This is a genomic window from Pantoea sp. X-Soil-ISGK-275, assembly GCF_059730795.1.
Genome location: NZ_AP035978.1, coordinates 1 through 25,554, shown reverse-complemented (window position 1 = coordinate 25,554; position 25,554 = coordinate 1). Strand labels below are relative to the sequence as shown.

Here is a 25,554-nt window from a genome sequence, read left to right as displayed (position 1 = left end):
GACGTAAAGCAATTCACAGGGGGCGAAAATGGTTACATTCTGAACTTTTTATTCATTTACGGCTGCAGCCGCTATTTGTAAACATCCTGAAAAGTCAGAATGAGGCAATGGCATTGCCATGACAGGCTTTATTTCGCCGGATCCGCTTTATCTTAAATAACGCTTCCTGCTTCTCTGCCGATAAATATGCTGAAAGTTTTTAATATTTTCAGATTTCATAAAGTATCAGTCACTTACAATGGCAGGAAAAACAGATGACGATTACACAGCGATTGTTGCTTACCTTCTCACTTCTCTCTGCCGCGCTGGTCGCGATGGTCATCGTGGCCGTCATGGTTGCCGGCGGATTCCAGTCCCGCTTTCAGTATGTGCAGGAAAATACCGTTGCCTCACTGCTGGACCTGGGCAAGCTGGTAGACGGCAGTAACTCCCTTATTATCTGGCTCTACCGTCACCAGAGCGCAACAGACCCTCGGCGGCAGGCTGATGTCGAAAAGAAAATCGATGAAGCTATCAGTAATATCAAATCACTGAACCAGTATTACCTGAATAACGATATATCGAACGAGGAGGACCGGCAGCTGACAGAGAGAGCGTTCTCCACCATCAAACAGGTGGAATCCTCGCTTCCGGCATTTCTTGCCGGCTCACGCGCGCAGAATGACGCCGTTGCGTTGGGGGCGCTTCAGAGCAATGACGGCATTGGCGAAGCCGCCCGCCAGTTGATTGCGGGCTACCAGAAACAGTTCAAACTTAACGTGGACATCGGCAGCACCCTGCGTCAGGAAAATGACCGGACTTATCAGGTGACAGTCTGGAGCCTGATAGGTGGTTCAGCGCTGGCCGTTTCCATTCTGGCCTTCTTTGCGCTCAAAACGGTTTTCAGTATCCGCGGGCAACTTAACGGCATGCGGCAGACTATGGAAAACGCCAGCCAGCGGCTTGACCTGACGCTCAGGGTGGACGAGTCGCGCCGGGATGAAATCGGCCTGACCGCAAAAGCGTTTAATCATCTTATTGAAAATGTCTCAGCCTCGCTGTCGAAGGTGGAGGCCTCTGCACAGTCGGTCAGCACTGCCTCTGCACAGATAGCAGCCGGTAATGAGGACCTCTCTTCGCGAACCGAGGAGCAGGCTGCCTCGCTGGAGCAGACGGCGGCAAGCATGTCAGAGCTGAGCGAGACCGTACGCCAGACAGCAGAAAACACTCAGCTTGCCAGTCAGCTGGCGAAGAATGCGCGGGATACTTCTGAAGACAGCGCCGGCCGGGTACGCACGCTGCTGGACACCATGGGTGACATCAGGGGGAGCTCTGCAAAAATTACCGATATTATCGGGCTCATTGAAGGGATTGCGTTTCAGACCAACATTCTGGCCCTGAATGCCGCCGTCGAGGCCGCGCGTGCCGGGGAACAAGGGCGCGGCTTCGCGGTGGTGGCGGGAGAGGTCCGTAACCTCGCGCAGCGTTCATCCTCCTCCGCCCGAGAAATCAAGGGGCTGATCGAGTCATCCATGGGCTTTGTCCAGGCAGGAGCGACGCAGGCTGAGGGCGTAGGGGAGAATATGACCCGCATGAACGACGCCGTGCGGCAGGTCACCGACCTTGTCGATGAGATATCCATTGCCGCCAGTGAGCAGTCTCAGGGTATCGGGCAGGTCCATATTGCCGTAAACCAGATGGATGACGTGACGCAGCAGAACGCCGCGCTGGTTGAGGAGGCTTCGGCCGCGTCACGCTCGCTAATGGAGCAGGCGGCGGCGCTGAACCAACTGGTCAGTGCCTTTACGCTGGTTCCCGATTCGGGACAGGCAGATACTGTGCGCGCTCAGGCAACCCGGCCAATAAGGGCGGTTGCTGCATTACGTCCCATCCCTGCCGTTGCGGCAGCGGGTGATGATAACTGGAAGAGCTTCTGAGGCAGAAGCTACGTTTTTTTAGACTTAAGCACGTGGCAGGGCCCCTTCCTCAGCCCTGCAGCATTTTTACGTTAAAAGCGTGATACCTGCCGGCCAGAATAAACACATCGTCGCTGCGAATATGTCTGGCCTGCGCTTGCCGATATCTTTAGTGTTCCTCATCAGGGCACATATAACCGATACTGCGACTGATTGTGCTGATGGCTTCCTCCCGGAAGCCATTTTTTATCAAACTGACCAGACAGAAAATGTCAGGCATGAACCGGTCGTAGTATTCACGTCAGACTGATGCGGTGTTATGCCTGCATATATAGTTAAAGGATGACGTTGTGGTGCGCGGTGCGGTCAGGGGCGCTCATCAGAAAGGGAAAATCAGGATCAATGGCAGGCCTGAGGAAAAAAAAGGGGCAAGGCAGCCCCTGAATAAAATCAATGAGATAAACGGACTTACTCGTGTCGTGGAGTGCGGCCATCGGATTAGCCACCTTATTCGTATCGGCCTGTTGGCGTAAAACTTTAAAGCCCGATCTACCGGAAGCATTTACTGCTTTTCATGCCGCTCAACGTCCTGTTCTGCCTCTTCGAGCTCGGACATCAGCGCCGCAAGGTCAACCATTCCGGCTGCCGGATTACGGCTCGCACGCCGGTAGCGCAACCTGAGCGCACAAAGACGTATCAGCGCTTCGCGATAAGGCGTGGCAGCATTTTTCATCCGGATGCCTCCTGTCAACTAAACCTTTTAGGTTTTATCACTCCCGACCTGACTCTGTCACGCAAGCGTAAAGCAGGTGACGGCGGCGGAATAAATAACCTTGCACGGTGTCACAGAGCAACGCGGGGCAACAGCGACTACAGCCGGAAACTGATGTGGCGGGACACACGGCAAAAAGTAACCCGGGATGTTCAGACCCGGGATCAAGGCTGGATTTCACATAACCGGTCTGACGCCGGCTGTGTAAAAGGCGTACCAGCATCCTAAAAGTGCTTACTGATAATGCGCAAGGCCGCCATCAGTAAGACAGGGAAGCGTAGTATGAATATATTACGTTATCAGGACAGTGATGCCAGGAAGAGTCTGATTCACTGATTTTTTAAACTAACTGCACCACCACCGTTTCAGCCGGTGAAAATTATCCTGAATTATGGCCCGCTGAGCGCGCATTGCTGTACAGCGCGCGCCGCTCACATCAGGATACCCTGAATACCATCAGGAGCCGTTTTATGTCAGCCGCCACAGGGGCAGGGCCCTTTGTAGAATGTTTCCTGACAGTCCGCCGCTTACCCGCAGACATTCTGCCTGACGCGCCGGGCCGCCTCCTTGTGTCTGTCCGGGGGGGCACTTTCCATTCAAATGGTCCCGGAGCTCGGTGCGTTCGCTGACACTGGCCTCGCACGTGCTGTCAACTCTGCAGCGCGGCTACCTTCCGGGCATCGGCAGCGCCTGCTGCGCGAGAGGCTCGGCGCTGTGGGGCAGATGGATGATCCGCCGCTCACGGTAGCCGGTCTGCGGCTTTACCACAGGTGGGACAGCAGCCTGACGGTCGAAAGCCCGGATGCGGCCCTGAAGGTCCTGCTCAGCCTGGCACCCGCCACCAACCACGAGCTGGCAAACTTCAAGCGGCTGGCGCTCAGGAGGAACCGCGGAGTCCGTTGCTCTGAAAGTAGTGCTCTGAGCAGGGCCGGGCGTGGCCTGCTGCTTCCGGGCTCGCTGCCCTTTCTACTGCCTGACAGGCTGGCGCACTGGCTTCTGTGCCGGTAAGCGCCCCCGCTTCGTCATCTGTCCGTGAGCGTTATGCTGTCGTCTTCCGCGCTGAGTAGCGCCTCAAACGCCGCCGCCGTCAGAGGCCTGCAGAGCCCGTTCCCCTGCATGATGTCGCACTGGGTGGCTGTCACGAACGCCCGCTGCCCCGCGTCCTCTACCCCCTCTGCCGCCACGCTGAGCCCGAGGCTCTTCCCCAGCGCCGAGATGGCCCGGAACATCATGCGTACGCGCATGCTGGTACCGAGCTTAAGCGTCAGCGACTTGTCAATCTTGAAGCCGCTGACGAAGCCGTGCTGCAGCAGGCTGATAGCGCCCAGCGTGCGCCCGTAGTGATCGATGACGAACGCGGCCCCCGTGCCGCGGATGGCCGCAAACTGCGCCAGTGCATCCTGTTCGATCCCCGTCAGCAGCGGTTCGTCTACCTCCAGGTCCACAAAGGCGGCGTCGCCACCCGCAGACTCGCGCAGCACGCTTTCAAGGCCATCCCCGGCCAGCTGTCGCGGAAACAGGTTAATGCTGACCCGAAGCTCCGGGCAGCGGATCTGCCACTGGCGGACCTGCGCCAGCGCGGTGCGGATGATCCAGTCGCCGAGCGTAACGGATAGCGGGCTTTTCACCAGCATCCCGATGAATTCCTCGGGCAGCAGCAGGCCGCGTGCAGGATGCTGCCAGCGCACCAGCGCTTCGCAGCCGATGAGGCGCCCGTTGACGGCGTCATAGCGGGGCTGATAGTGCAGAATGAACTGCTGCTGGCGCACCGCGGTTTCCAGCTCGCGCTCAAAGCGCCGGCGGCGCTGCTCCGCTACCAGGAATTCAGGCCGGAACAGGACGCTGCAGCCCTTGCCCGAGGCCTTGGCCCGGTAGAGGGCCAGATCCGCCGCCGACATCACCGCCGACGCGTCCTCACCGTGTTCGGGATAAGCGGCAATGCCTGTGCTGGCGCCGACCACAACGGATGAGCCGTGGTAGCTGAAAGGCGTCTGTACGGCAGCAACCAGGCGCTCCGCCGTCAGGCCGGGATCGGTACTTCCACCCGACAGCAGGATAATAAACTCATCCCCGCCGAGCCGGGCGGCGGTGACCGCGTCTGCGCACACCCGCCTGATCTGCTCCGCCACGTGACACAGCAGTGCGTCACCGGCGGCGTGCCCGAGCGTATCATTCACCTCTTTGAAGCCGTCCAGGTCGGTCATCAGCAGGGTGTAGGGCACGCCAGCGTCGGTCAGCTGCACTAGCTGCTGCATAAAGGCACCGCGGCTCGCCAGCCGGGTCAGCATGTCCAGCGAGGCGAGTTCGCAGAGGCGGGCCTCGCTCTCATGCCGGGCGGTGACGTCGCGGACAATCATCCCCACCAGTCGTTCGCCACCCTCCCGCCAGCCGGAAAATGATACTTCTGCCGGAAACTCGCGGCCGTCGCGCCTGAGCCCCCATATCTGCAGCGTGCGCGGCTGCGAAATCGCCGCCTCGTCGGCCGTCAGGCGATCCAGCTCGTTGCGGTAGTCGGTCTGGCAGCGATCGGGAATAAGCCCGGCCACGTACTGGCCAGCCATCTCCTGCGCACCGTAACCGAACATCGCGGTGGCGGCCGGGTTCCAGAAGGTGATGCCGCGGCGTAGGTCGGTGCAGATAATGGCGTCAGGGGAGGTGGCCGAGATAGACTCCAGCCGCTGCTGGCTGGCGTGGCGCAGCAGTTCGAGCCGGTGGACCTCCATACGGTCCATCACCAGCGCGGCGATGTCGGTCAGGTGCTGCCGGTCAGCGTTAGTCAGCGGCGGGCGCGGCTGCGTGTCGGTCAGGCACACGGTACCGATATGGTGCCCGTCCGGGGTGGCCAGCGGGATCCCCGCGTAGAAGCGGATGTGCGGGTAACCGTGCACCAGCGGGCTGTCGCGAAAGCGCGGATCGTCCAGTGTATCCGGCACGCAGAGGATCTCCCCCTGCGCCAGCGTGTGGTCGCAGAAGGCGACGCTGCGCGCGGTGCCGGTGATGTTCAGCCCGTAGCGGGACGCAAATAGCTGCCGCTGGTCGTCAATCAGCGAGACGAAGGCGGTGGGCACGCGAAAAAGGCGCGCAGCGAGCGTGGTGAGCCGGTCAAGCGCGTTGTCCGGCAGCGCATCCGCCTGCTGGTAGGATGCCAGCGCCGCGAGGCGCGCGGCCTCGTGGTCTGATGTCGGGTGTTTCAGGGTCTCTCCCCCAATGTCGAATGGGCTGTGGCCGGCATGACACAGCAAAAAGGGACACGTTCAGTCAGGCGGGGCCGCAGAAATGCCTGCTGCCCCGCCGCCGGAAGAAAGGCCCGTCAGCTGACCCCGTCGCAGGCGGGGTCAGGGATAACAGTGACGCCCTGCTAACGGGACATCACAAAACTGTCATTTCAGGACCATTCATGGCTGCGGATCAGGGCTGCAGGGAGGCGCACCGCAGGCAAATAACGCATTCGGGGTGCCGCAGGCGGGCAGACTGAAGCGCGTGCCTGAGGGAGTAAAACGTGCCGAGAAAGCGGCCCCCGCCGGCCTCCGCCAGTTCGCTGCAGCCCGCACAGTGCACTTCTTCGATCGCGGGGCGTCCGCGCCGGACCGCATAGTAATATTTTCCACTCATGTCCCTATCCTCTTATCGGCCAGGCCTGACTGAACTTCAGGGGGGCAGCGTGGGACAGAGCCGCTACTTTTTTTTATGCGGCACAAGGGCATAGTGCGGGTGACGCCCGGCGAGCAGCAGGAGAAGCTCATACTCCCCCTGGCTCAGGGGAGCCGGATTTTTCGCCGCCTCCTTCGTCTGCCAGACGCGCAGGCTGAGCTCAAACCGCTCGGCGGCGGCCTCCTGCGACAGGCCGGCGGCAAGCCGGAGTTCGCGGACGTCGGAACCGACCGCCACGGGCCGGTATGAGAGCTGATTTCCCAGAAAACACTCCTTTCAGGCAGGGGGACCACAACGGGCCGTCAGGATAAAAATACGGGGCACGCACCGTAATTCATTACATTATCTTAATCTTTATTCCGTAATGCAATGCGCCATAAATCGGCCCCGGCGTAATTAACTGCAATCCCTTCATTTATTTTTTATTCCGCTAAGTCAAATCAGCCGCTCAGCGCGAGAGGAATATTATCCATACGGCCAGGAATTCTCTTCTTTTTTTACGAAATCCTGACAGAGGGATTATTCCGGTATTTTACGGATGATTATTCGCCAGGATAGGCAGGGCTTACGGTGGCTGTATTTATTACGCCGCCACACCCTATACCGAAAAAAGGATAACCTGATGAAAAACCGTGATTATATCCAGCGGCGGGTACCCGCTGACCTGAGCCGCGTAGACATCCGGGAACAGTGGCAGATTACCTTCTGGACGCTGGAACTGCGCACGACCCAGGAGCGTCTGACCCGGGCCGTGCGGGAGGCGGGCCCGGAAGCCGACCGCGTGCGCGCGTGGCTGGAGAAAAACCCGCCCCCGCGCCCCACGCGTTACTGATGCCCGAAGGCTACCCAGTCGCCTTTGGATGGCGGGGTCACCCGGCGCGGGCTGACCGGTGGGGCTGACGCTGCGGCAGCCGTGTGGTCGCCTTCTGCAGGCAGCGTAAACCGGGTAATGGCGCCGCCCAGCGCGGTCGTCTGCCCGCTCAGGTTGCCCGCAGTGGCAGAGACTTCCTGCACCAGGGTGGCGTTCTGCTGCGTGACGCGGTCAAGCTCCGCGACCGCCAGCGTGACCTGCGCTATGCCTTTGCTCTGCTCTTCCGAGGCCAGGGCAATCTGGCCGATCAGCGCGTTGACCCCGCCGACGCCGTGCAGCACCCCGGCCATAGTGGCGCCGGCACTGTCGGCGGCACGTCGTCCGTCGCTGACCCGCGCCACGGTGTCGGCAATCAGGCCCTCAATTTCCTTCGAGGCGGCCGCACTGCGCTGCGCCAGGGACCGCACCTCGGCCGCCACCACGGCAAAGCCGCGCCCCTGCTCCCCGGCGCGGGCGGCCTCAACGGCGGCGTTGAGCGCCAGAATGTTGGTCTGGAAGGCAATGCCGTTAATGGTCGCGGTGAACTGGCGGATTTTTTCTGAGCCCTCCGCGATGCCGCCCATGGCGTCAACCACGGTCTGCACCTGCTCCGCGCCCTGCTGCGTGGTGCCGGCGGTGCGTTCTGCCAGCTCGCGCGCCTCGCGGGCGTTTTCCGCGTTGTGTGCAACGGTGGCGGTAATTTCCTCCATGCTCGCCGCGGTCTGCTCCAGCGCGGCGGCCTGCGTGGCGGTCCGGTCGGACAGGTCGGCGTTGCCGGCCGCAATCTCGCCGGCCTCGCGGTGGAGGATAACCGCGTTGTCACGGATGGCCGTTACCGCGTCGAGCAGGCTGTGTTGCATCTCGCGAACCAGCGGCACCATCTGGCCGACGCAGTTGCGGCCCAGGTCTTCCGGCTCGCGCGTGAGGTCGCCGTCCGCGATGGTCTTCAGGTGCGCGCGGATTTTTGCCACCGGACGCACGAGGTGTACCACCAGATAGCGGTCGCAGAACGCCAGCAGCGCGGCGGCGGCCAGCAGCGCGCTGATGAGAATAATCTCCAGCCGGTGGCGCTCAGCCATCACCGGCGCGTCGTCGGCCGCGAGCTGCTGCGTCAGGCTCCCGAGCCGCTCGCGTGCGGCGGCCGGATAGCGCTCCGGTGCGCTGAGCGCCGCGCGGTAGCCGTCCCACGCTGCGCCTGCCGGAACGGCGTTCAGCAGGGCGGCTCTGTCCGCCGTGGTCCCGTCCTGCATGACAAGGCCCGCGCGGGTCAGAAAGGTCAGCTCCTGCGTCAGCACGTCGGCGCGGTCGGCGTGGCGGTACATCTCGCGCAGCGTTAGTGCGCTGTTAGCGCCGGCCAACCCGACCACGCTGAATGAAACGATCATCATCCACAGCACGACGCGGCGGATGGTAAAATGTCTGAGTAACTGCATAAGATTTCCCCGGTGTTGCTATTAAAATAATAAGAATTATTATCGTTTACTTTAATTATGTGCGTGATTAAGTTGCGCACTACCTTTATTTAAAAGGAGTCTGGCAGGAATATTAAAAAAAGGACACTGGAAGACGATAAAATAAACGAATCGCGCTGCGCTAAATAATTTACTAAAGAAAATAAACATGACATCAGACCAGGCTGCGCCTATAGTAAGCGGCATTAAAATTGCTTTAATCGTTTTTCCCTTTCGCAGTTATTGCCTTTTACACGGCCCCGTTACCGTCCATTTTAACTTTATAATTTCGCACCGGAATCAGGCCGGAGCGGAGGAGCCCATGCTGATGAATCTTAACGGCGACGACGATCGCCGCGCGCGGGCGCTGAAAGCGCTGCGCAGTCCCGACGAAAGCCGCGACGACGTGCTGCGCAAGTTTGTGCGGCTGGCGAGCCAGGCGCTGGGCATCCCCGGCAGCTTTATCTCCGTGCTGGACGACGAGCACCAGCACGTGCAGGCCGCCCACAACTTCACCCTCACGCAGTCCTCGCGGCAGGACTCGCTCTGCCGTCACGCGGTGGACAGTGACAGCGCGGTGGTGGTGCCCGACACCTGGCTGGACGCCCGCTTTGTCACGCACCCGCTCATCACGGGCACCCCCTACATCCGCTTCTATGCCGGCGTGCCGCTGAAAAACCGCGAAGGCATCGTGCTCGGCACGCTGTGCGTCACGGACACCGCGCCGCACCCCTTCAGTGCCGAACAGGTCACTACCCTGAAGCTGCTGGCCGCGCTGGTGATGTCGTTCCTCGAGGCCTGGCACTCCGCGGGGTTTGCCGACCCGGTGACCGGACTGCCTAACCGCCAGCGCCTCATCCGTGACCTGCAGTATCTGGCGGCGGCGGGGGACGATACGCCGCGCCGGCTGGTGCTGATTGACTGCATCGATATGCCGCGCGCCTATGAACTTGCGCGCTCGATGGGCATGAGCCCGGTGGAGAGCCTGCTGAAGGACGTCGCCACGTTGCTGCCGCTGCGGCTGCGCCCTGCCAGCGGCGAAATGCTTTACACCGTTGCCACCGGCCGCTTTGCGTTACTGACGCGTGAAAACAGCCCGCTCAGCGCGGACTGGGTGGCGGGTCGCCTGGAAGGCATCAGCGCCGATCTGGGCGACGGCATCGCCGTGGCGCTCAGCACCCACACCGGCGAGGTAGCCTTCAGCACGGGCAGCATTACGGCGCAGGAGGTGCTGCGCCGCGCGGTCAGTGCCCTGCATGAGGCCATCGGGCGCGGAGTACCCTCGATGCGCTTCAGCCCTGCATCCGATGCCCGCCATACCCAGGACTTTACCCTGATGAACGACCTGGCGGCCGCGCTGCAGGAAGGTAAAGGCCTGTGGCTCGCCTTTCAGCCGAAAATCTGCCTGCACAGCGGCCGGCCTGTGGGGCTGGAGGCGCTGGTGCGCTGGCATCATCCTCAGCGCGGCGAACTCTCTCCCGCCCTGTTCGTGCCGCTGGCTGAGCAGACCGAGCTGCTCAGCGCGCTGACGGCCTGGGTGACCGACCGCACGATTGCGCGGCTTGCCCGCCTGCGCAACAGCTGCATCCAGCTCCCGGTAACCATCAATGTCAGCAGCAGGGACTTCTCCCGCGAGGGCTTTGCCGACGCGCTGGAGGCAAAGATGCTGAAGGCAAAACTGCCCACTTCGCTGCTGGGCATTGAGTGTCTGGAGACCGAGCGCATCATTGAAAGCCCTGCGGCAATGCAGGGGCTGGAGATGCTGAAGCTCAGGGGCTTTGGCATCTCGCTGGACGACTTCGGCACCGGCTACAGCAACATCAGCTATCTGAGGCGCATGCCGCTGGACGTCATCAAGCTGGACCGCACGCTCATCAGCGAAATTTCGTCCGACACCGCCTCGCGCATCATCGCGCGCAGCATCATCGCCATGCTGAAGGAGCTGGACTATACGGTGCTCGCCGAGGGGGTCGAGGATGCAGATACGGTGACCGCACTCACGCAGTACGGCTGCGACCAGGCGCAGGGCTTCTTCTACTCCCGGCCGCTGCCGGAAGGGGAGCTCGACGAGTGGCTGGGCTGGAAGCTGCGCGGGCAGTGCTGACGCCGGCAGCTCAGGAATGAGCCTGGTGCTGAGGGAAGGCAGCCCTGGCTGCGCATGCTACAGGTTGCCTCTTCCGTCGCCTCAGATTCGACAATAACACGGTTTCTGGTGCTAAGCCGGTAAGCGCGGATGTGTGCAACGGTGTTGATGGCAATTGATGACGCTAACCTCTCTTAAAAACAGCCTGTGACAGATTAACGGCGCACCCGGGTCAGATTCTGCAGGCTACTGAAGCGCCGGTTGAGCTTGTGACGCAGTATGAGGGGAAAAAACGGGGTACTGAACCGGAGAGAGGATAAAAAAGTCCGCAACCTGACCAGGTATGCCGGGCGAAAAAAAGCAAAGAAATTCGCGACAGGGATAATCGCGGAATGACGGTAACACAGATGGAAAAAACGGTTGATGATTTGTTTCACTCCTGACGATAAGCGTCTTAACAGTCTCGAAGGTGATTATCAGCATAAAAAAAAGCCGCGCTGATGGGCGCGGCACAGCAATGCGGATTTCATACTGCAGTTGTTATAGGAATCATGACAAGCTTAGTTTTTGCGGCCCTTTCGTCAAGCCCGATGACTAACCTACTCTGCGGACCGTGCAGGCAGACGACTTTACTGACTGATAAGCTGACTTTTAGTGTGGGGACGCCTCACACAAACAACCTGATATAAATCAGCTAAAGCGTACAGATGTAAATAAATGCAGTAAAACCACCGCTACCCTAATCGTTGTAGCAGTCGGCTATCAGCGTTCAGCGATAATGATTTTTTCTGCGCAGGAAAAATCAGAAGAAAACGATTTTTATAAAAAGTAAAAATACGCGGGAGCATACGCAGTCCTAAAGAAAGTACAGGCTGCTGACGAAAGCTGGTTTAATCGTGGTGAAATCTCAGGTTATGTCAGACTCAGGTTTTTTTACGCATCGCCTGATGCCAACCTGATATTTGCTGCGTTGCTGGTCCTGCTTAATCCGGGCATCGTACGCCATGAGAACCTTTTCCCCCCTCGCCGTCAGGCGGTAGCGTTCACTGACCCTTCGCCATGCTTCGCCGTAAAAAAATTCGGCCAGCCGCAGTCTTACCAGCGTCGCCATCACGGCAGGCATCATGTCTGCCGGTACCGATTCTCTTTCCCGCATTAAGAAAAGAAGACGAAAATGCTTCGGAGCCAGTTTCATCATATCCTTTTTACAGTGCTGTACTTAACCGGTGAACTACGTCTGAAAGCGACAGATTATAACCGCACAGGGATTTTCTGTTAATAAATGGCGCTGAATGCAGCAATGCAGTAAAAAAAACCGTGTCGCTCCTCACACTCTTTGCCGATGCCGAGCCTCTAACAGCGAAAAACGTCCAGAGCGGGCATTCCTCACAGAAAATTTTCATACCGCACCGGACCCTAATCACGGCCCCTCAGCGAAAGATATGCAGCCAAAAAAGAAGAGAGCTTATGGCTCCTGCTCTTCATACCTTCTGAAACTCCCGGGAGCGGCTATTATCACCGCGTTTCGTCCGGCCCCCTTCGCCTCGTACAGTGCCTCATCCGCCCGGCGAAGCATCGCGTCCCGGCTTCCGCAGTCTGACAGCGCGGCCACGCCGGCAGAGACCGTCATGGCACCCACGTACGGGAACGTCGTGGTGCTTACCACGTCGCGGATACGCTCCGCTGTACGGGCTGCATCCTCCACAGAGGTCTGCGGCAGCAGAAGAATAAACTCCTCTCCCCCGAAGCGGCTGACGATGTCCCCCGTCCGGCACGCCAGCCGCAGCAGACCGGCGAGACTGACCAGCACCGCATCGCCTGCATCATGGCCGTACCAGTCATTAATTTTTTTGAAGTGGTCAATGTCGATTGCAATTACGCACTGCGCGGCGTCATCGCTGAACCTGTCCGCCAGTAAGGTAAAGCCGCGGCGGTTGCAGAGTCCGGTTAGCGGGTCGGTCATGGCCTCGTCGCTCAGGATGGCCATGCGGCCGGCGACCGCCTGGCGGTGTTCCTCTACCGCCTCCTTCAGGCGATCGGCCTCATAATACCACGCCGGTACCGAGGCAAGCGACGCCTCGCCGCCGTCATCGCGCACCATGCCGGCCAGCCTTTCAAGCGGATAAGCGATGCGCCCGGCCATCAGGGCAACCACGACGGCCGTGAGCACGATGATCCCCAGCAGGAACCACAGCGCGTTTTCTGCCGTGCGCACAAGGATATCCCGGACCGTCTCAGAGGTACCCGCAATAAAAATGTTCCAGTCCGTTTTGTGCAGGCTGGCAAATCCTGTAAGAAACGCCTGTCCGCCTGTCTCGGAGCTGAACCGTCCGCTGTCCGTCGTGGCAAGCCTCTTCATCAGGGCGGGGCTCAGCGTCATCCTTGTTCCCACAAGAGACGGGTCGTGGCTGAACACGATAAGGCCGTCATTGCTGACGATGCTGACGGTAGAGCCGCGGGCGTAAAAATGCTGGCTCAGGATATCGCTCAGCATGCTCTGCTTCCTGAGGTAAATGGTGCCGCCGATGTAGCCCAGATAGCCGCCGTCCGGCGTGAACAGCGGCTGCGAAAGGAACACGACGTAATTGCCCGAGGCCGAGGTAAAAGGGGCCGAGATAAACGGCTTCTGCGTGGTTATGGCCTGCCGGCTTGCATCAGAGTGCAGCTTCACGCCGACCAGGCTCAGGCTTTCCGGTGAGGTAGCGGCGATAACGGCGTCGCGGTTCACCACCACCACCGTGTTAAAAAAGCCGGACTGCAGCCGGAGGCGGTCGGTCTCGCCTCTCAGCAGTGCGGGGTCGGTGAGGCCCTTAATCTGGGTGGCGCTCCAGGCAAGCTCACGCTGAGCCGTGCCGAGATAGCGATCGGTGGTATCGGCGAGCTTCCTCGCGTAGGCGATGTTGCTCTCCATCAGGCTGTCTTCGATGTTGCCCTTCTGAAAAATAAGCAGCGCCCCGAGCAGCAGGCAGGACGTCAGGATTACCCCGCCGACGGAGAGCGTGAGGAGAAGCGTACGAAGACGGAGTTTTTTCAGCGGCATGGCGTCAGGACCCGGTTGAGGTGTCATCAGAGTGTAATGGTAATGGCCCAGGTTAAAAGGCAGAAAAGCGCGCCTTTTATGCGCCGCGCGGCAGGATTGCAGGGACCAGCTCACGCCAGATTAGCGCACTTCATTCTTCTTAATTCAAATTAATCTGATAATCCACTGTTTAGCGTGATATTCGTGGACTAATGTCACGGTAAATGCTTAATAAATCGGTGCCGTCTCACCACGGCATAAATCAACGATTAGCCGTTGAGGCTTGCGGGCATTTTTTTATCGCGTCGGCCCTTTTATTTCCTGATACAGGCCCTGTATCACACTGATAAAATGCGTACACTCCCCGCCCTGAATGGCCTCCTTTAAACCTGTCCGGAGGCATCCATGAAACTGACGTTCCTGCCGCTGGCGCTGGCCACGAAATAGTGCAATGCTATCCAGAATACGCGCCACCTGAACGCCTGAAATACCGAAAGCGGCGGTGATCCTCAGACACTCCTTCGTGAAATCATCCAAGCAGGTCAGGCACTTAATCCGGCGGCCGCTGGTAAGTGCATCCATGACAAAATCCATCGACCATGTCAGGTCTGGCGCATCCGGGCTAAGAAGTGGAAGCCGCTAAGTCGCCAGCCCTTACAGCGTCGCCTGCGCTTTACACCCAAGTCGTTAAAGTGATAAATGCGTGATACCCGCTTGTGGTTGACGTGAAGGCCCTCCCGACGCAATAACTTCCAGATCAGCCGGTAACCAAAGCGGCGGCTTTCAAGCGCCAGCTCTCTGATGCGAAGGGACAGCTGAGCTTCAGCAGCCGGACGCTGAACCGCATAATGGCAGGTTAGAAGGGACAGGCCTGCCAGCCTGGCCGCCACCTACGGCACCGACATGCCCCGCTACCTGCTGCCCCCCGAGGTGGCAGTGCTGCTGGCAATGGTGACCGATCTCCGTAAACGCCTGTTCATCGACGTGCTGTGGAACACCGGCGGGCGGCTCAATGAAATTCTTCCCCTGACGCGGGAGGACTTCGTTCTGGACGACCCTGCCACCGCCGCCGGCGCGGCCGGCCGACGAAGGAGGAGCAGCAGGCGGAGCGCGAGACGGAGGCCGCCATCCGCGAGAACTCGCCGCGCGCGGTGCCGCTCACCGATCCGGGATTCGTGCAGCGGCTACGGGAGTGGTTTGCGACGGCGCAGCTGCCGGCGGGCAGCCGGCTGTGGGACATTAAGAGCGAGGACACGGCGCGCAGCTGGATTTCGCAGGCGGTCGCGGCGGCGGCGCGTGACGGCGTGACGTTTTCCATCCGGCCGGTGACGCCGAAGACGTTCAGGGATTCGTTTGCAATGCATTAGGTGCCGCAGAAGGTGATCCAGACGCTGATGGGGCATAAGGACGCGAAGTCGACGGAGTGGTATACCAGATTGTTTGCGCTGGACGTCAACCGCCAGCTCGGGGTGCGGTTCTCGATGGACGCCGGAGAGGCCGAACGGCTACTGCTGCCGGGCGGTCCGCGCCCCTAGACCTGTTCCGGCTCTGCTCTGCGCAGGCCTTTTATCTGCCCAGAAAAAAATCAAAAAAACCTTTACCTTCAGAAAACACACTTTCCGCAGAATAGGTATCCGGCACGGTGCAGCAGTGGGCGGCGCTGGCCTGAGATCTACACAGGAAACGAACGCATGACAATTTCACAGCTTAAGCAGGCCATTCTGGAGCGCTGCCACGAAGTGCTGGCAACCCGCGAACGTAACCAGGTCTGCTCGATCTGCTGGCTCCCGGATGAGTGGCCGCCGGCAGACGTCTGGCTGGCGCTACAGGAGATGTGCCGTGACGGCATCATCGCCTGTACCCGCGGCAGCAGTCTTATTGAGGATGGATTTGTGCTGAACGGGCGGTAATGCTGCCTGTCATCGCTGATAAGCCTGAACGTTCAGGGGTAACCCGGTGCCATTCGCACCGGGCTACCCGGCTAAGCTGAAGCCACGGGGTGTAAGGCGAAGCTGGCAGTGGAGTGCAGGCAATAGCGCTGAAAAGTTCGGCCAGGCGTGGCGACTTTACCGGGCAGAGAGGGCCCTGGTTGCCGGCGTGCTTATTCCTGAAAATTCGGAGCTGCTACTGCTTACGCCACGGAACACGCCATATGCTGCCATCATCAAGCCTCAATACACCGGCCTTTTCATCGGTCCGGAAACACCGTGTTGTTTTCCCGTCCACCGTGCAGTCGCGCCAGTGCAGCGGGAAGCGATCGGCCACTTCTTTCGCCTGCGCCAGCGCTGCCCGCCGCGCCTGTATCTCATCCAGCGGGGGGATAAGCGTCATGATAAGCCCAATGGTTACTGCACAAAACGCCACCTGCGCAGTCAGAAACCAGAGCCATCTTCGCCAGCCAAGCGATCTACAGGCCCGCTCATAGCGTTCAGCCGCCTTTTCTGCGGCCCTGTCGGCTTCGCGGAAATGGTCCGTCAGAAGCCGTGCTGACTCCTGAGCCGTTGAGCCGGCCATGGACGTCACGGCACCAATGACGTCATCCCTGACTTCCCTCACGTGTCGTTCATGGGCGGCGGTGACCTTAAGCAGCGCTGACGTTGCTCTGTCGGCCGTTTTTCCCTGCTGCTGCGCGGCCTGAAGCAGCCGGTCTGCGGCGTCAAAGAACAGGCGTATGTCATGGTCGCTGATTGTATTTATGTTTGTGTTTTTCACAGGCTCAGATCCATTCCTCTGTCGTAATCCATTGATTTTTCCCTCTCCAGCTCTTTGCCGTGTTCCATACTGAGTCTGTATTCGAGCCATTTCTCATGCGTCATTGACAGCTCCATGATATTTTTCAGCTCAGCATAGTGCAGATTGCCGCGGCCGTCACACACGACGATAAGCGCCCCGGCTCTGCTCTTTTCATCGACGTCCTGGCACCACCGGATCAGTTTCAGGTAGTTACTGACGGCCACCGGATCTTCTGCTTCCGTCTGAGCTGAAAAGATGCTGTGCGTCGTCTGTGCAATAAAGCGCTCAAGGTTCAGGGGCTCTGCCTGTCGGGCAGGCTGAGAGAGCGCGCTGAGATAGCTCGAATAGTAGGTTTTTACGCCAGACTGAACGTCAGGGGAGGTCTCAACGTACCAGTGGATCCGGTGAGAGACCTCACTCAGTCCCTTACGGCACTCCAGTGCGTGGGAGAGCTTTCGGAAGCGGGTCTCCTCTTTATCTGACCGGTTTGCCGCAGATTTGAACTCAATCAGCCGCAGCGTGCCGGGGAAGGAAAGGAGTACGTCACCCAGCGCCTTATCTTCCGGCGTCTGCTGCAGAAGGTTCACCGACGCTGGAAGTACCTCTCCTCCCAGCCGGGCCCCCACAGAAACGCCCAGCCCGTAAAGGAAATTACCAATGACCACGTTTTCATAGAGTTTCACTGAATGCATATCCTCCTGAATGTTCTACTGACGGAGAGTTAACTTTATTATCACGTTGGATATGGCCGATCTCAGAGAGCAGACCCAACGCCTCTGTCGTGGATTATCGGCTTCTTATAAGAAATGATGATGATTTTCAGAAGTGTTTTTACATTGGAAGTTAGGTTTACACCAATCAATAACTAAGTAAGGTACTGAAAGTAAGCAAAGCGGGCATAACTTCAGCCTTTTTGTGGAAAGTGCTTTTCCGCCAGAAATCATTAATCTTTAGTAAGACGAAGCCGATACATGTTCATATTTATGATATATGGAGCAGTATCCTATGCCTTTTGTGCGCCCCTGCAGCGCCTTCCTTGTATTTGTCCCGGCCGTGCTGCTTGCCGGCTGTTCTGCCCTCCTGCCCCGTGACTATACCAACTATACCGGTGAGGATGCGGCAACTGTTCTTGCTCAGGACCCTGAAGGTTTTGTCGGTACTTTCTACCTTTCCGTGTATGAGAAGACGGGAATCTGCTACGACAGAAAAGAGCGCTACGAGCTGGGTTCGAATATTCTTCCCTCCGGAGGAACACTGATGTCCGCTAAAGTCAGACCCGGCCAGCTGATGGCGCTGCAACAGCTCTACTCCGCTGGCCAGTGGGCGCTGGTTGACGGGAAAATGACGTTCAATAAAGACGGATTTACCGCATCACGCTGGGTTTCATTCATCCCGGAACCGGGTAAACGCTATTTCCTTGATCCCGCTCTGGGGGCGAGAGAAATTCCGTCCGACTACCCGGTAACTACTTACACCAAAGCTTCCAGCATCTTTTCAGATTTCAAAACGCCCCTGAAACGGAACTGGGATCCCAAAAACCGTTGCCAGCATCTTATTGGTGGAAGCTGAAGAAGCTGACTTTCTCCAGGGCTTTGCGGGTGTTCCCGGTGTATGACAGGATCTCACCACATTGAGACGCTTTTAAATCGCTTCAGTTTTAACTTTGCAAAGAGCCAGGTAAATGAAGTGCTGCCGCTGACGTCGCGCTCAAAAAGAAGTCTTTAAACAAGACATTTATGCAGCAGTTTCAGGTAATCAGCCTCTACAGAACTGGCTTAATAAGCCGGGCCTGCTTGCCCTGCAGCTTGATAGTTAGGAGCGGTTACTGACGGACGTCCTCGTGTTCCTCGCAGGTCGTTGTGGATCTGTGGAGATCCGTAACCACCGCCAATCAGGGTCTAAGAGTCGAGGATAAGCGTCAGCGATCGCTTATTATGATGTTCTTCAGCTGACACCGGTCAGTGGAGCCAGATGTAAAATCGGAATGGGGAACCTTCAGAACCCGGCACATCAGTGTGATCGATCAGACCTGATGGCGAGCGTTAATGAAGCGGCACTTTATTTGGGCTCTCTTGCAAAGTACCGCGCCGCCATTTTCAGTGTATCCCGCTTGTCCCCAGTTCGCTTGAGCTGCGCTTTCAGTCGGGGTATCTCCGTCTAGGCCTGCAGCATATCCCATGCCTGGTACCCGCTAACAGCTGGTATCATGTAGCGGCCCTATTTGTGTAGGCAGTGTTGCGAGAAGCCAAAATGTTCAGAAAAGTCGGCGACGGAATAGCCCCACTCGAACATCTGGCGGACAGCTTCTTCTCTAAACGAATTGAATAAATCGTGGTGGGCCATGGGCTCCTTGTATGCTCAAAATAAAGGGTAGATTTACCTATGAGCTTGGATGACTCCACATATTCACCTTATGAGTAGTAGTTAGTAATAAGCAATGACCGCTATGGGGAGTAACAACTGCTGTAGTGAGTAGTCGAGACGTAAAACTAGGATGACCGCTATAACGAGTAGATATTAATGACCGCTGTGATGAGTATAAAGACTAAAGTCCAAACAGATGGCTTTATATTAAATGATAGAGCCTAATGGTAATGCGCACAGTTAGTCATTACCAACATGCTTTGTGACCAAAATTATAAGGGTAGTGATCATCAGGACGCTCTGTAAAAAGTTAAGCTTACGCTGTTATGTCTTCTCGCTACAGCAGTCAAAACCGACTGGGCAATAATCAGCGTTTTCTCAATAAATCCATTAGTTTTGATTCGAGATAAATTACTAATTTTAAATATTATTTTAAGTCACCCCCCTAAAAGTTAGATTAAATGACCACTGTAGTGAGAGTGATAACAGTCACATTTATGACCCATTTAAAGACCGCTATAGCGAGTAGCCTTCTCACTACAGCGGTCTTGGTTATTCAAAATTTAAAAAAGGCACTCATAGTTGAGTGCCATCTTGTCAGTATTTGACTTTAGTTATTCTTGCGCTTCCTGATGGTTTCCAGCATAACCAGCTCTTCTTCTGACAACATGACCATCTTGCCGGCAGCTCCCTCCTTAGCTTTAGGAGCTGTTCTCGGCTTCACTGGCTTTTTAGCCAGAGCAATTTCATGGTCACTATCCAATTCATCGTCTTCAAGTTCAGGGAGACTAATTGGGATATTTGCAGGCCTTAGCTTAGGTTGCCGATAGTGGATTGAGAAGTAGACCGTCGATCCTCGTTTGAACTCCGTGTAATCGAGATACCCAATCTCTTTCAGCTGCTCCATAGCCCTTCTGACTGTTGCATATTGAGTATTAGGCCGCGAGGTCAAATTTAAGCGCGCCTGAAGGCGCTGCATGGACACCGGGGCGGGATCGGGGGGTAAGCTCTCAATGAATGTGTAAAGTGCCTGAGCGGACTCTTTGCGCGCTAATTCGTTGATAGCGCGTAGCTGAAGCAATACCTTGCGGTCAAACTGATAAAGTTCAAAAATCTTAGGATCAGCCTGCAATGTCACGGTGTCATTTTTGACACTGTATTTAGCTGACTGAACCAGATGCGTGACGTAATATTCACCCTCTTTGTTAGCAAAGTGGATGGTGTTGGTAGCAATACGCGTTAGAGAGGCCTCCAGACGCGTTCTAAGCTTCGCAGACGAGCGCAATGAGGGAATGCCACATAGTTTGGCGAAATCAACAAAGGGGAGCGTTACACTATCGCCCAGCACTTTGTATTTCGCAAAGGCATGAATGATCCCGACCCATGCTTTAAAGTCGTTATCCATATCAAGGCGTGCGCCAGTGATCTTAATGTTTTCATAACCTTCTGCCTTAACGATCGAGAGTTGTTTAAGCTCATCAGTTACGTCCATAGAGGACATCTGATTCTTCCGACCATTAGCGGTGGATTTCAGTGTTGGGACAAATAGACCAAGCCTCATTAACGCTACTGGCTGAACAGTATTGTTGCTGTTGGGCGTAAGGTGAATAACTTCACCAGTTCGTTTGTCCGTTTCACTGAATGCTTCAGCTATCAGGTTGATTTCTTGTTCTTTTTTCGGCATTTGAAAATCCGTGATATGAACAAGCGATAATCGCCGTTACTCGTTAAAGAGGATACTAGCACTCACTACAGCGGTTATTCTACTCACTATAGCGGGTTAATTACTCTCTACAGTAGTCTTTTTGCTCGCTATAGCGGTCGGAGATCATTAGTAAACCCAGTTAGATTAAGGCTCCTTAACGTACCGAGATCTATTAGGAACACCTAGGTTCTTATATGAATCTGTTATCGGATCTAGTCATTTGATAACTTTCAGAAACGAATTATTGCCAATTTCTGGTGCTGTTTTCGATGCATAACTATTTAGAACTAAGAGTCCAAGAGATTACAAGCGAAGCCGAGCCCTTTAGCAGAAAGGCTAAGCTCAAATAATCATCTAAATGATTTATTAACCGGTAAATCAGGCGGTTACTCACTATAGCAGTCATTATGTTCTCATTATAAAGGTCCTCAGTGCTCTCTATAGCGGTCAAGTTGCTCGCTACAATAGTCATTACGCTCTCTACAGCAGTCATCTATAGGGGTTTAAGCCTTTAACACCATGGCCTGCAGCGATTTAGGGATCTGTTTAGGATCTTGATGGGATCATATTAGGATCAAGTTATTGGATCTGGCCTGTGGATAACGTGGATAAAGTCCAGACGAACGATATAACCATTAGCTTATGAAAAATATTGGAGATTTAGAGGATAATAGCTAAGCACGATCTTTATAGACTACGAATTAACGTATTTGTACAGGGCTGCCTAACCGTAAAAAGCCAAGGAGCACCACTACACGAAAGAGTTCTTACTCTTGGCTAATTGACTCGTTAGTTTCGTGTATCAAAACACGGACAATAGGTAGTTATTATGAATAAAATGTCGGGGATCGGAGGATGACCGAGTGGTACTTACTGATGCTCAATGCATCGTTTGAATATTAAATTTTTCTGATTACTTGGTTTGTAAATCAAGCCTTAAGACCATTTTTTATGGGTTGAAGACCACTGTAGAGAGAAGATAAATTCTCTAATCTTGTAGGCTGAGAAGTCTGCATTCATACACAAGACGTGCTTGTTGCTTCTTAAAATGACCGCTGTAGAGAGTAACTTACTCGCTATAGTGGTCGTCACTGAAAAAGTACTAACAAAAGTCTGCTAACACGTGCATTTAATGAAGGAGCTGAATTTACGGAAAACGCTGCTGTTTTTTAAGCCATCAACAGCTGCCAGTTGACCAGATCCTCATTTATTAATACCCCTCGATGTTAGTAATGTCTTCATTAGTCACATGAGGACGTCCCGTTAAGAAGCGATTTTCCGACGAACAGATCATCAGTATTCTCCGCGAGGCCGAAGTCGGAGTTTCGGCCCGGGAACTCTGCCGCAAGCATGCTATTTCAGAAGCTACCTTCTACACCTGACGCAAGAAGCTTGATGGTATGGAAGTTCTCGAAGTAAAGCGGCTCAATTCACTTGAAGAGGAGAAGGCTCGCCTCAAGAAGTTGCTAGCTGAAGCAATGCCGGATGAGAAGGCACTTCAGGTGGCTCTGGGCCGAAAGTTCTGACGACAGACCAGAAGCGGGAAGCTGTGGAGGCCATGTGTGAAGCTACGGATCTGTCACAACGTTGAGCCTGCAGGTTAGCTGTTCTGTCCCTTTGAACCTGTCGTTATGCGGCTCAGCGTCCGGCTGCTGACGCGCAACTGTCTCTACGCATTACAGAGCTGGCAAGTGAACGCCGCCGCTTTGGTTATCGACGCATCTGGCATCTACTGCGCCGAGAGGGCTTTCACGTCAACCATAAGCGGGTATATCGCATCTATCATCTCAACGGCCTGGGCGTAAAGCGCAGGCGACGCCGTAAATGGCTGGCAACAGAGCGGCTTCCACTTCTTCGTCCGGATGCGCCAAACCTGACATGGTCGATGGATTTTGTCATGGATGCACTTGCCAGCGGCCACCGGATTAAGTACCCGACCTGCGTGGATGATTTAACGAAGGAGTGTCTGAGGCTCACTGCTACTTTCGTTATTTCAGGCGTCAGGTCACGCGTATTCTGGACAGCGTCGCGCTGGTTCGGGACTATCCGGCGACAATAAGAACCGATTAGGGCATGGAATTCACCTGCCGCGCGCTCGATCAATGGGCCTTTGAGAATGGTGTGGAACTACGGCTTATCCAGCCAGGTAAGCCAACACAGAACGGATTTATTGAGAGTTTTAACGGACGCTTTCGCGATGAGTGTCTGAATTAACACTGGTTCAGCGATATTCTTCATGCCCGGAAAACGATTAATGACTGGCGGCAGGATTATGCGAGTGTCGTCTCCATTCATCCTGGATTACCAGACACCAGCAGAATTCGCAACGGACTAGCGAAACGGGAAATATGAAGAAAAACCAACCGACATTACTAACTTAAGGTTGTATCTAATCTTGGGGCAGGTCAGCAGTTATCTGGGAATTTCAATGTGAAATATTTAGAAACTTTGTACTAATTACAGGAAGTTACAGTGGGTTTTTATAGGGAGATCATTTCACTTTTTCTGATTGCTTGAGTGAGACACAAACAGCTCACAGGCTGAAGAGTGTCTCTTTCATATGATGGTATTAATTAGCTATTACTTTCAGCCTGCATTCGCGCTATTACTTCTTTAACAGCAGCATCGAGCTCGGCCTGATAAACTGCTGGAAGGCGAGCAAACTCATATGTAACGAGTCGCTTTTCTGAATCAGTCTTCTTACGCGCGAACTGCTTCTTATCGGCAAAATCCGCCATCTTTATAGTCACGACTTTAGAGGCTGGTTTGCCGCTTTTTAGGCCAGCGACTTCAGTGCGGAAATAACCAATAATCTTGGCTTTGTAAGCCGTCTCATCAACCTTCAAATTGGTATCTTCGTCCATTTTTTCAAGGACGTTAATCACAAGGTCGCTGATGGAGATGTTTTTAACGTTGGCCTTCTCCGCTACATCAAGCAAAGCCTGATAATCGCTGATTGAAAGCTCGTTAACGAAGGGGAACACGCCGATCATTTCATCGGGCACTGATGCGGCCTGAAAAGCGCGGGTGATTTTAGCGGGCGATATGCCCTCTGCCTTCGCCATTTCAGACTGTGTCGTTCCTTCCGGATACATCAGCTTTAGTCGTTTACCCAGTTCACGTAATGTGTGCTCTTTCGCCGTCTGGATATCGATCGCCAGTTGACGGGCATCAGCCAGTGATAAATCGTCTTTAGTCACCAAAACATCAAAAGCCGCGCCATTAAATATACAGGCTGCACGGCGGCGAGAGCCATCCAGTACTTCAATCCGCCCTTCTACTTCTCTGCCGATCGCCGGGAAGAATTGTTGAAGCTTGATAGTGCGGGCAATGTCACTAACCGACTCCTTGGTGATGAATGACTGATCACGGCCGTTTACGCCGGCATCAACGAAAGTTTGCTGTTCAATTTCATCGTGAAGTACATGTGTGAGCGTAAAACTTGCTTCCGCACCTGATTTCAGGACAAAAGTTCGGTTGCCGTCTGTTTCGCTTAATTTTTTAGAAAAGCTGGATTCACTTACTGAACGCCCTAGCCCTTTCAGTTCTTTCTTCATTTCATTCCCCTCACGAACTCAATTCTTTTGAATACTGCCTGCGTAAACCGTTCCGCCTCGCGCTTTGCATTTTTCAATGCTTCCGTACTACCTGGATATGACTGAGGATCGGCACTGACAATTGTGTCAAAGGTTTCACCGCAGCGTTCAAACCCATCAAGGCGTGGCAATGTCGCGTCCAGAATGTATGACGTGAAGACGTCTCGCGCTAAACCATGCGTCATTTCATGATCACGCTTGGAGGTCATCTTCGACATAAATCCAATGTTGCCTTTGATTCTTGGAGTAATGCCTTCATCCTCAAGCTTCTCCAGCATTTCTGGTAAACGAGTCAGATATTTTAATGTGGAGTGGAAATCGACCTGAGCTGGTGGCGTTGGTGTTAAAAGCAGATCGCTCGCTGCAATAGCATTAAGCATAAAGGCATCTAGGTGTGGCCCGGTGTCGATAAAAATGAAATCGTAGTCCTTACCGACGCGATCAATGATATTGCGGCGCAGTACTTCCGAAGGCTTCATTGCAGGCAGGTGCTCGCTAACGAGTTCCTTCCATTGACTGGCCACGAAGCCATCATCAATGGACGCCGGAATAATATCTACGCCGGGGATGATGGTAGGAAGAATAATGTCTTCCTTTATCTGTTCCGCATCCAAATCATTCAACATGGCCTGCGCTGCGGTTTCCATGATGGAACCAATGCTGCTTGAATGATTAAGGAACATCGTGCTGGATGCCTGCGGGTCAAGATCAACAACCAAAATACGCAGGTCATATTGCAGGAGATCGGGATGGACGCGCAGCCCATGCGCCAGCGTTACGGTGCTAACCGTCTTGGACACACCACCTTTAAGATTGACGACGAAAATAGTGAACGGACCACCCTCTTCGTGTAGCTCACGATATTTGGGCACTTTGCGGTGTTCATAGATGTCCACGACGTCCTGAACTGTCAGAGCGTAGTGCCTAGCATTGCCAGCATCTTTTTTTCCGAACACATGCCCTTCTTCTTCCATTTCTGCGATCGCCTGCTCTACCGCGCGGCGACTCAGTTTTGGCATATTTGCCACAGTATTACGCGTGTAAGTCTGGTAATACTTATCTAGGCCAAACTCGTGACGCTTACCTATTATGTCATCGCTCATACTGCGTAGCATTGCGGTCGCCCTGCGGGCTGTTTCATCCACGCCACCGTAAGTACTTTTCATCACTTAGCTCCATTGGCAATCATTGAAGCGAGTGTACATTTAAATTTTGTGTGTGCAACTTTTTTTGATATTCATAAATTTGTTGTACTGACATGATTTTCTACATCGATGTCCATTATTATGTTTAAGATATTCCTGATGACCGCCCTTCGCTGTTGATAATCAGATTCGCTTTTTGTTGTTTAGAGATTGAGCAGCTAATACGTGAGTGCCTTACTTCACATTAGGGCTTCAGGTGCAGGTATGGTGATGAAATTCCATATAGTAAT

17 protein-coding genes and 3 pseudogenes are annotated in these 25,554 nt (G+C 55.1%); 7 read left to right on the top strand and 13 right to left on the bottom strand.

All coding sequences use genetic code 11. The features are described 5' to 3' along the window. Nucleotides 1–254: 254 nt before the first annotated feature. Entirely contained in the window at nucleotides 255–1,916 is a 1,662-nt protein-coding gene (locus AC6I8A_RS23630) for a methyl-accepting chemotaxis protein (protein ID WP_497819364.1), read from the top strand. Nucleotides 1,917–2,230: 314 nt separating this feature from the next. Here AC6I8A_RS23630 and AC6I8A_RS23625 read toward each other — a convergent pair whose 3' ends face one another. The 4 genes from AC6I8A_RS23625 to AC6I8A_RS23610 form a co-directional block, all read right to left on the bottom strand. Further along, nucleotides 2,231–2,389 carry a hypothetical protein gene (locus AC6I8A_RS23625; RefSeq protein ID WP_497819363.1) on the bottom strand — a complete coding sequence of 53 codons (159 nt, stop codon included), beginning with the start codon at nucleotides 2,387–2,389 and terminating at the stop codon, nucleotides 2,231–2,233. A gap of 68 nt (nucleotides 2,390–2,457) precedes the next feature. Then, nucleotides 2,458–2,628, bottom strand: coding sequence for a hypothetical protein (locus tag AC6I8A_RS23620; protein WP_497819362.1), 171 nt, complete (start codon nucleotides 2,626–2,628; stop codon nucleotides 2,458–2,460). A 1,061-nt stretch (nucleotides 2,629–3,689) separates the two neighbouring features. Continuing rightward, entirely contained in the window at nucleotides 3,690–5,816 is a 2,127-nt protein-coding gene (locus tag AC6I8A_RS23615; protein WP_497819481.1) for a putative bifunctional diguanylate cyclase/phosphodiesterase, read from the bottom strand. A gap of 526 nt (nucleotides 5,817–6,342) precedes the next feature. Further along, on the bottom strand, nucleotides 6,343–6,582 hold the full coding sequence (locus AC6I8A_RS23610) for a transcriptional regulator (RefSeq protein ID WP_280173486.1): 240 nt from the start codon (nucleotides 6,580–6,582) through the stop codon (nucleotides 6,343–6,345). Nucleotides 6,583–6,940: 358 nt separating this feature from the next. On the opposite strand from AC6I8A_RS23610, the gene AC6I8A_RS23605 reads away from it, so the two are divergent. Beyond that, on the top strand, nucleotides 6,941–7,150 hold the full coding sequence (locus AC6I8A_RS23605; RefSeq protein WP_462063511.1) for a DUF3606 domain-containing protein: 210 nt from the start codon (nucleotides 6,941–6,943) through the stop codon (nucleotides 7,148–7,150). Here the strand turns inward: AC6I8A_RS23605 and AC6I8A_RS23600 are convergent. Next, the gene (locus tag AC6I8A_RS23600; RefSeq protein ID WP_497819361.1) at nucleotides 7,144–8,601 is read right to left on the bottom strand and encodes a methyl-accepting chemotaxis protein; all 1,458 of its coding nucleotides are present in this window, start codon (nucleotides 8,599–8,601) and stop codon (nucleotides 7,144–7,146) included. The genes AC6I8A_RS23605 and AC6I8A_RS23600 overlap by 7 nt on opposite strands. A 340-nt stretch (nucleotides 8,602–8,941) precedes the next feature. On the opposite strand from AC6I8A_RS23600, the gene AC6I8A_RS23595 reads away from it, so the two are divergent. Further along, a complete protein-coding gene (locus tag AC6I8A_RS23595) occupies nucleotides 8,942–10,723 on the top strand; it encodes a putative bifunctional diguanylate cyclase/phosphodiesterase (protein WP_497819360.1) in 1,782 nt (593 codons plus the stop codon). 886 nt (nucleotides 10,724–11,609) lie between these two features. Here the strand turns inward: AC6I8A_RS23595 and AC6I8A_RS23590 are convergent. From AC6I8A_RS23590 to AC6I8A_RS23580, 3 genes and pseudogenes are all read right to left on the bottom strand, one after another. After that, the gene (locus AC6I8A_RS23590) at nucleotides 11,610–11,900 is read right to left on the bottom strand and encodes a hypothetical protein (protein ID WP_497819359.1); all 291 of its coding nucleotides are present in this window, start codon (nucleotides 11,898–11,900) and stop codon (nucleotides 11,610–11,612) included. A 267-nt stretch (nucleotides 11,901–12,167) separates the two neighbouring features. Continuing rightward, complete coding sequence (locus AC6I8A_RS23585; RefSeq protein WP_497819358.1) at nucleotides 12,168–13,742, bottom strand: sensor domain-containing diguanylate cyclase; 1,575 nt, start codon at nucleotides 13,740–13,742, stop codon at nucleotides 12,168–12,170. 414 nt (nucleotides 13,743–14,156) lie between these two features. After that, a pseudogene (locus tag AC6I8A_RS23580) lies at nucleotides 14,157–14,608 on the bottom strand (IS3 family transposase); the annotation flags it as partial. Nucleotides 14,609–14,872: 264 nt separating this feature from the next. Here AC6I8A_RS23580 and AC6I8A_RS23575 point away from each other — a divergent pair. Together AC6I8A_RS23575 and AC6I8A_RS23570 are read left to right on the top strand one after the other, a co-directional pair. Further along, the gene (locus AC6I8A_RS23575; RefSeq protein WP_497819357.1) at nucleotides 14,873–15,088 is read left to right on the top strand and encodes a hypothetical protein; all 216 of its coding nucleotides are present in this window, start codon (nucleotides 14,873–14,875) and stop codon (nucleotides 15,086–15,088) included. Between the two features lie 324 nt (nucleotides 15,089–15,412). Further along, nucleotides 15,413–15,631 carry a hypothetical protein gene (locus AC6I8A_RS23570; RefSeq protein WP_497819356.1) on the top strand — a complete coding sequence of 73 codons (219 nt, stop codon included), beginning with the start codon at nucleotides 15,413–15,415 and terminating at the stop codon, nucleotides 15,629–15,631. A gap of 214 nt (nucleotides 15,632–15,845) precedes the next feature. Here the strand turns inward: AC6I8A_RS23570 and AC6I8A_RS23565 are convergent, their stop codons facing one another. Both AC6I8A_RS23565 and AC6I8A_RS23560 read right to left on the bottom strand, forming a co-directional pair. Further along, nucleotides 15,846–16,433 carry a hypothetical protein gene (locus AC6I8A_RS23565; protein WP_497819355.1) on the bottom strand — a complete coding sequence of 196 codons (588 nt, stop codon included), beginning with the start codon at nucleotides 16,431–16,433 and terminating at the stop codon, nucleotides 15,846–15,848. Then, on the bottom strand, nucleotides 16,430–17,146 hold the full coding sequence (locus AC6I8A_RS23560) for a hypothetical protein (protein WP_497819354.1): 717 nt from the start codon (nucleotides 17,144–17,146) through the stop codon (nucleotides 16,430–16,432). The genes AC6I8A_RS23565 and AC6I8A_RS23560 overlap by 4 nt, the downstream gene beginning before the upstream one ends. Nucleotides 17,147–17,459: 313 nt before the next feature. Between AC6I8A_RS23560 and AC6I8A_RS23555 the strand changes: the two genes are divergently transcribed. Beyond that, the gene (locus tag AC6I8A_RS23555; RefSeq protein ID WP_280173333.1) at nucleotides 17,460–18,023 is read left to right on the top strand and encodes a hypothetical protein; all 564 of its coding nucleotides are present in this window, start codon (nucleotides 17,460–17,462) and stop codon (nucleotides 18,021–18,023) included. Between the two features lie 1,587 nt (nucleotides 18,024–19,610). On the opposite strand, the pseudogene AC6I8A_RS23550 reads toward AC6I8A_RS23555, so the two are convergent. Then, nucleotides 19,611–20,502, bottom strand: a pseudogene (locus tag AC6I8A_RS23550) (RepB family plasmid replication initiator protein); the annotation flags it as partial. A 1,310-nt stretch (nucleotides 20,503–21,812) separates the two neighbouring features. Here AC6I8A_RS23550 and AC6I8A_RS23545 point away from each other — a divergent pair. Beyond that, a pseudogene (locus AC6I8A_RS23545) lies at nucleotides 21,813–22,858 on the top strand (IS3 family transposase). Between the two features lie 238 nt (nucleotides 22,859–23,096). Here the strand turns inward: AC6I8A_RS23545 and AC6I8A_RS23540 are convergent. Further along, on the bottom strand, nucleotides 23,097–24,080 hold the full coding sequence (locus AC6I8A_RS23540) for a ParB family protein (protein ID WP_497819353.1): 984 nt from the start codon (nucleotides 24,078–24,080) through the stop codon (nucleotides 23,097–23,099). Beyond that, nucleotides 24,077–25,285, bottom strand: coding sequence for an AAA family ATPase (locus AC6I8A_RS23535; RefSeq protein ID WP_497819352.1), 1,209 nt, complete (start codon nucleotides 25,283–25,285; stop codon nucleotides 24,077–24,079). Before AC6I8A_RS23535 ends, AC6I8A_RS23540 begins: the two co-directional genes overlap by 4 nt. Nucleotides 25,286–25,554: the final 269 nt, after the last annotated feature.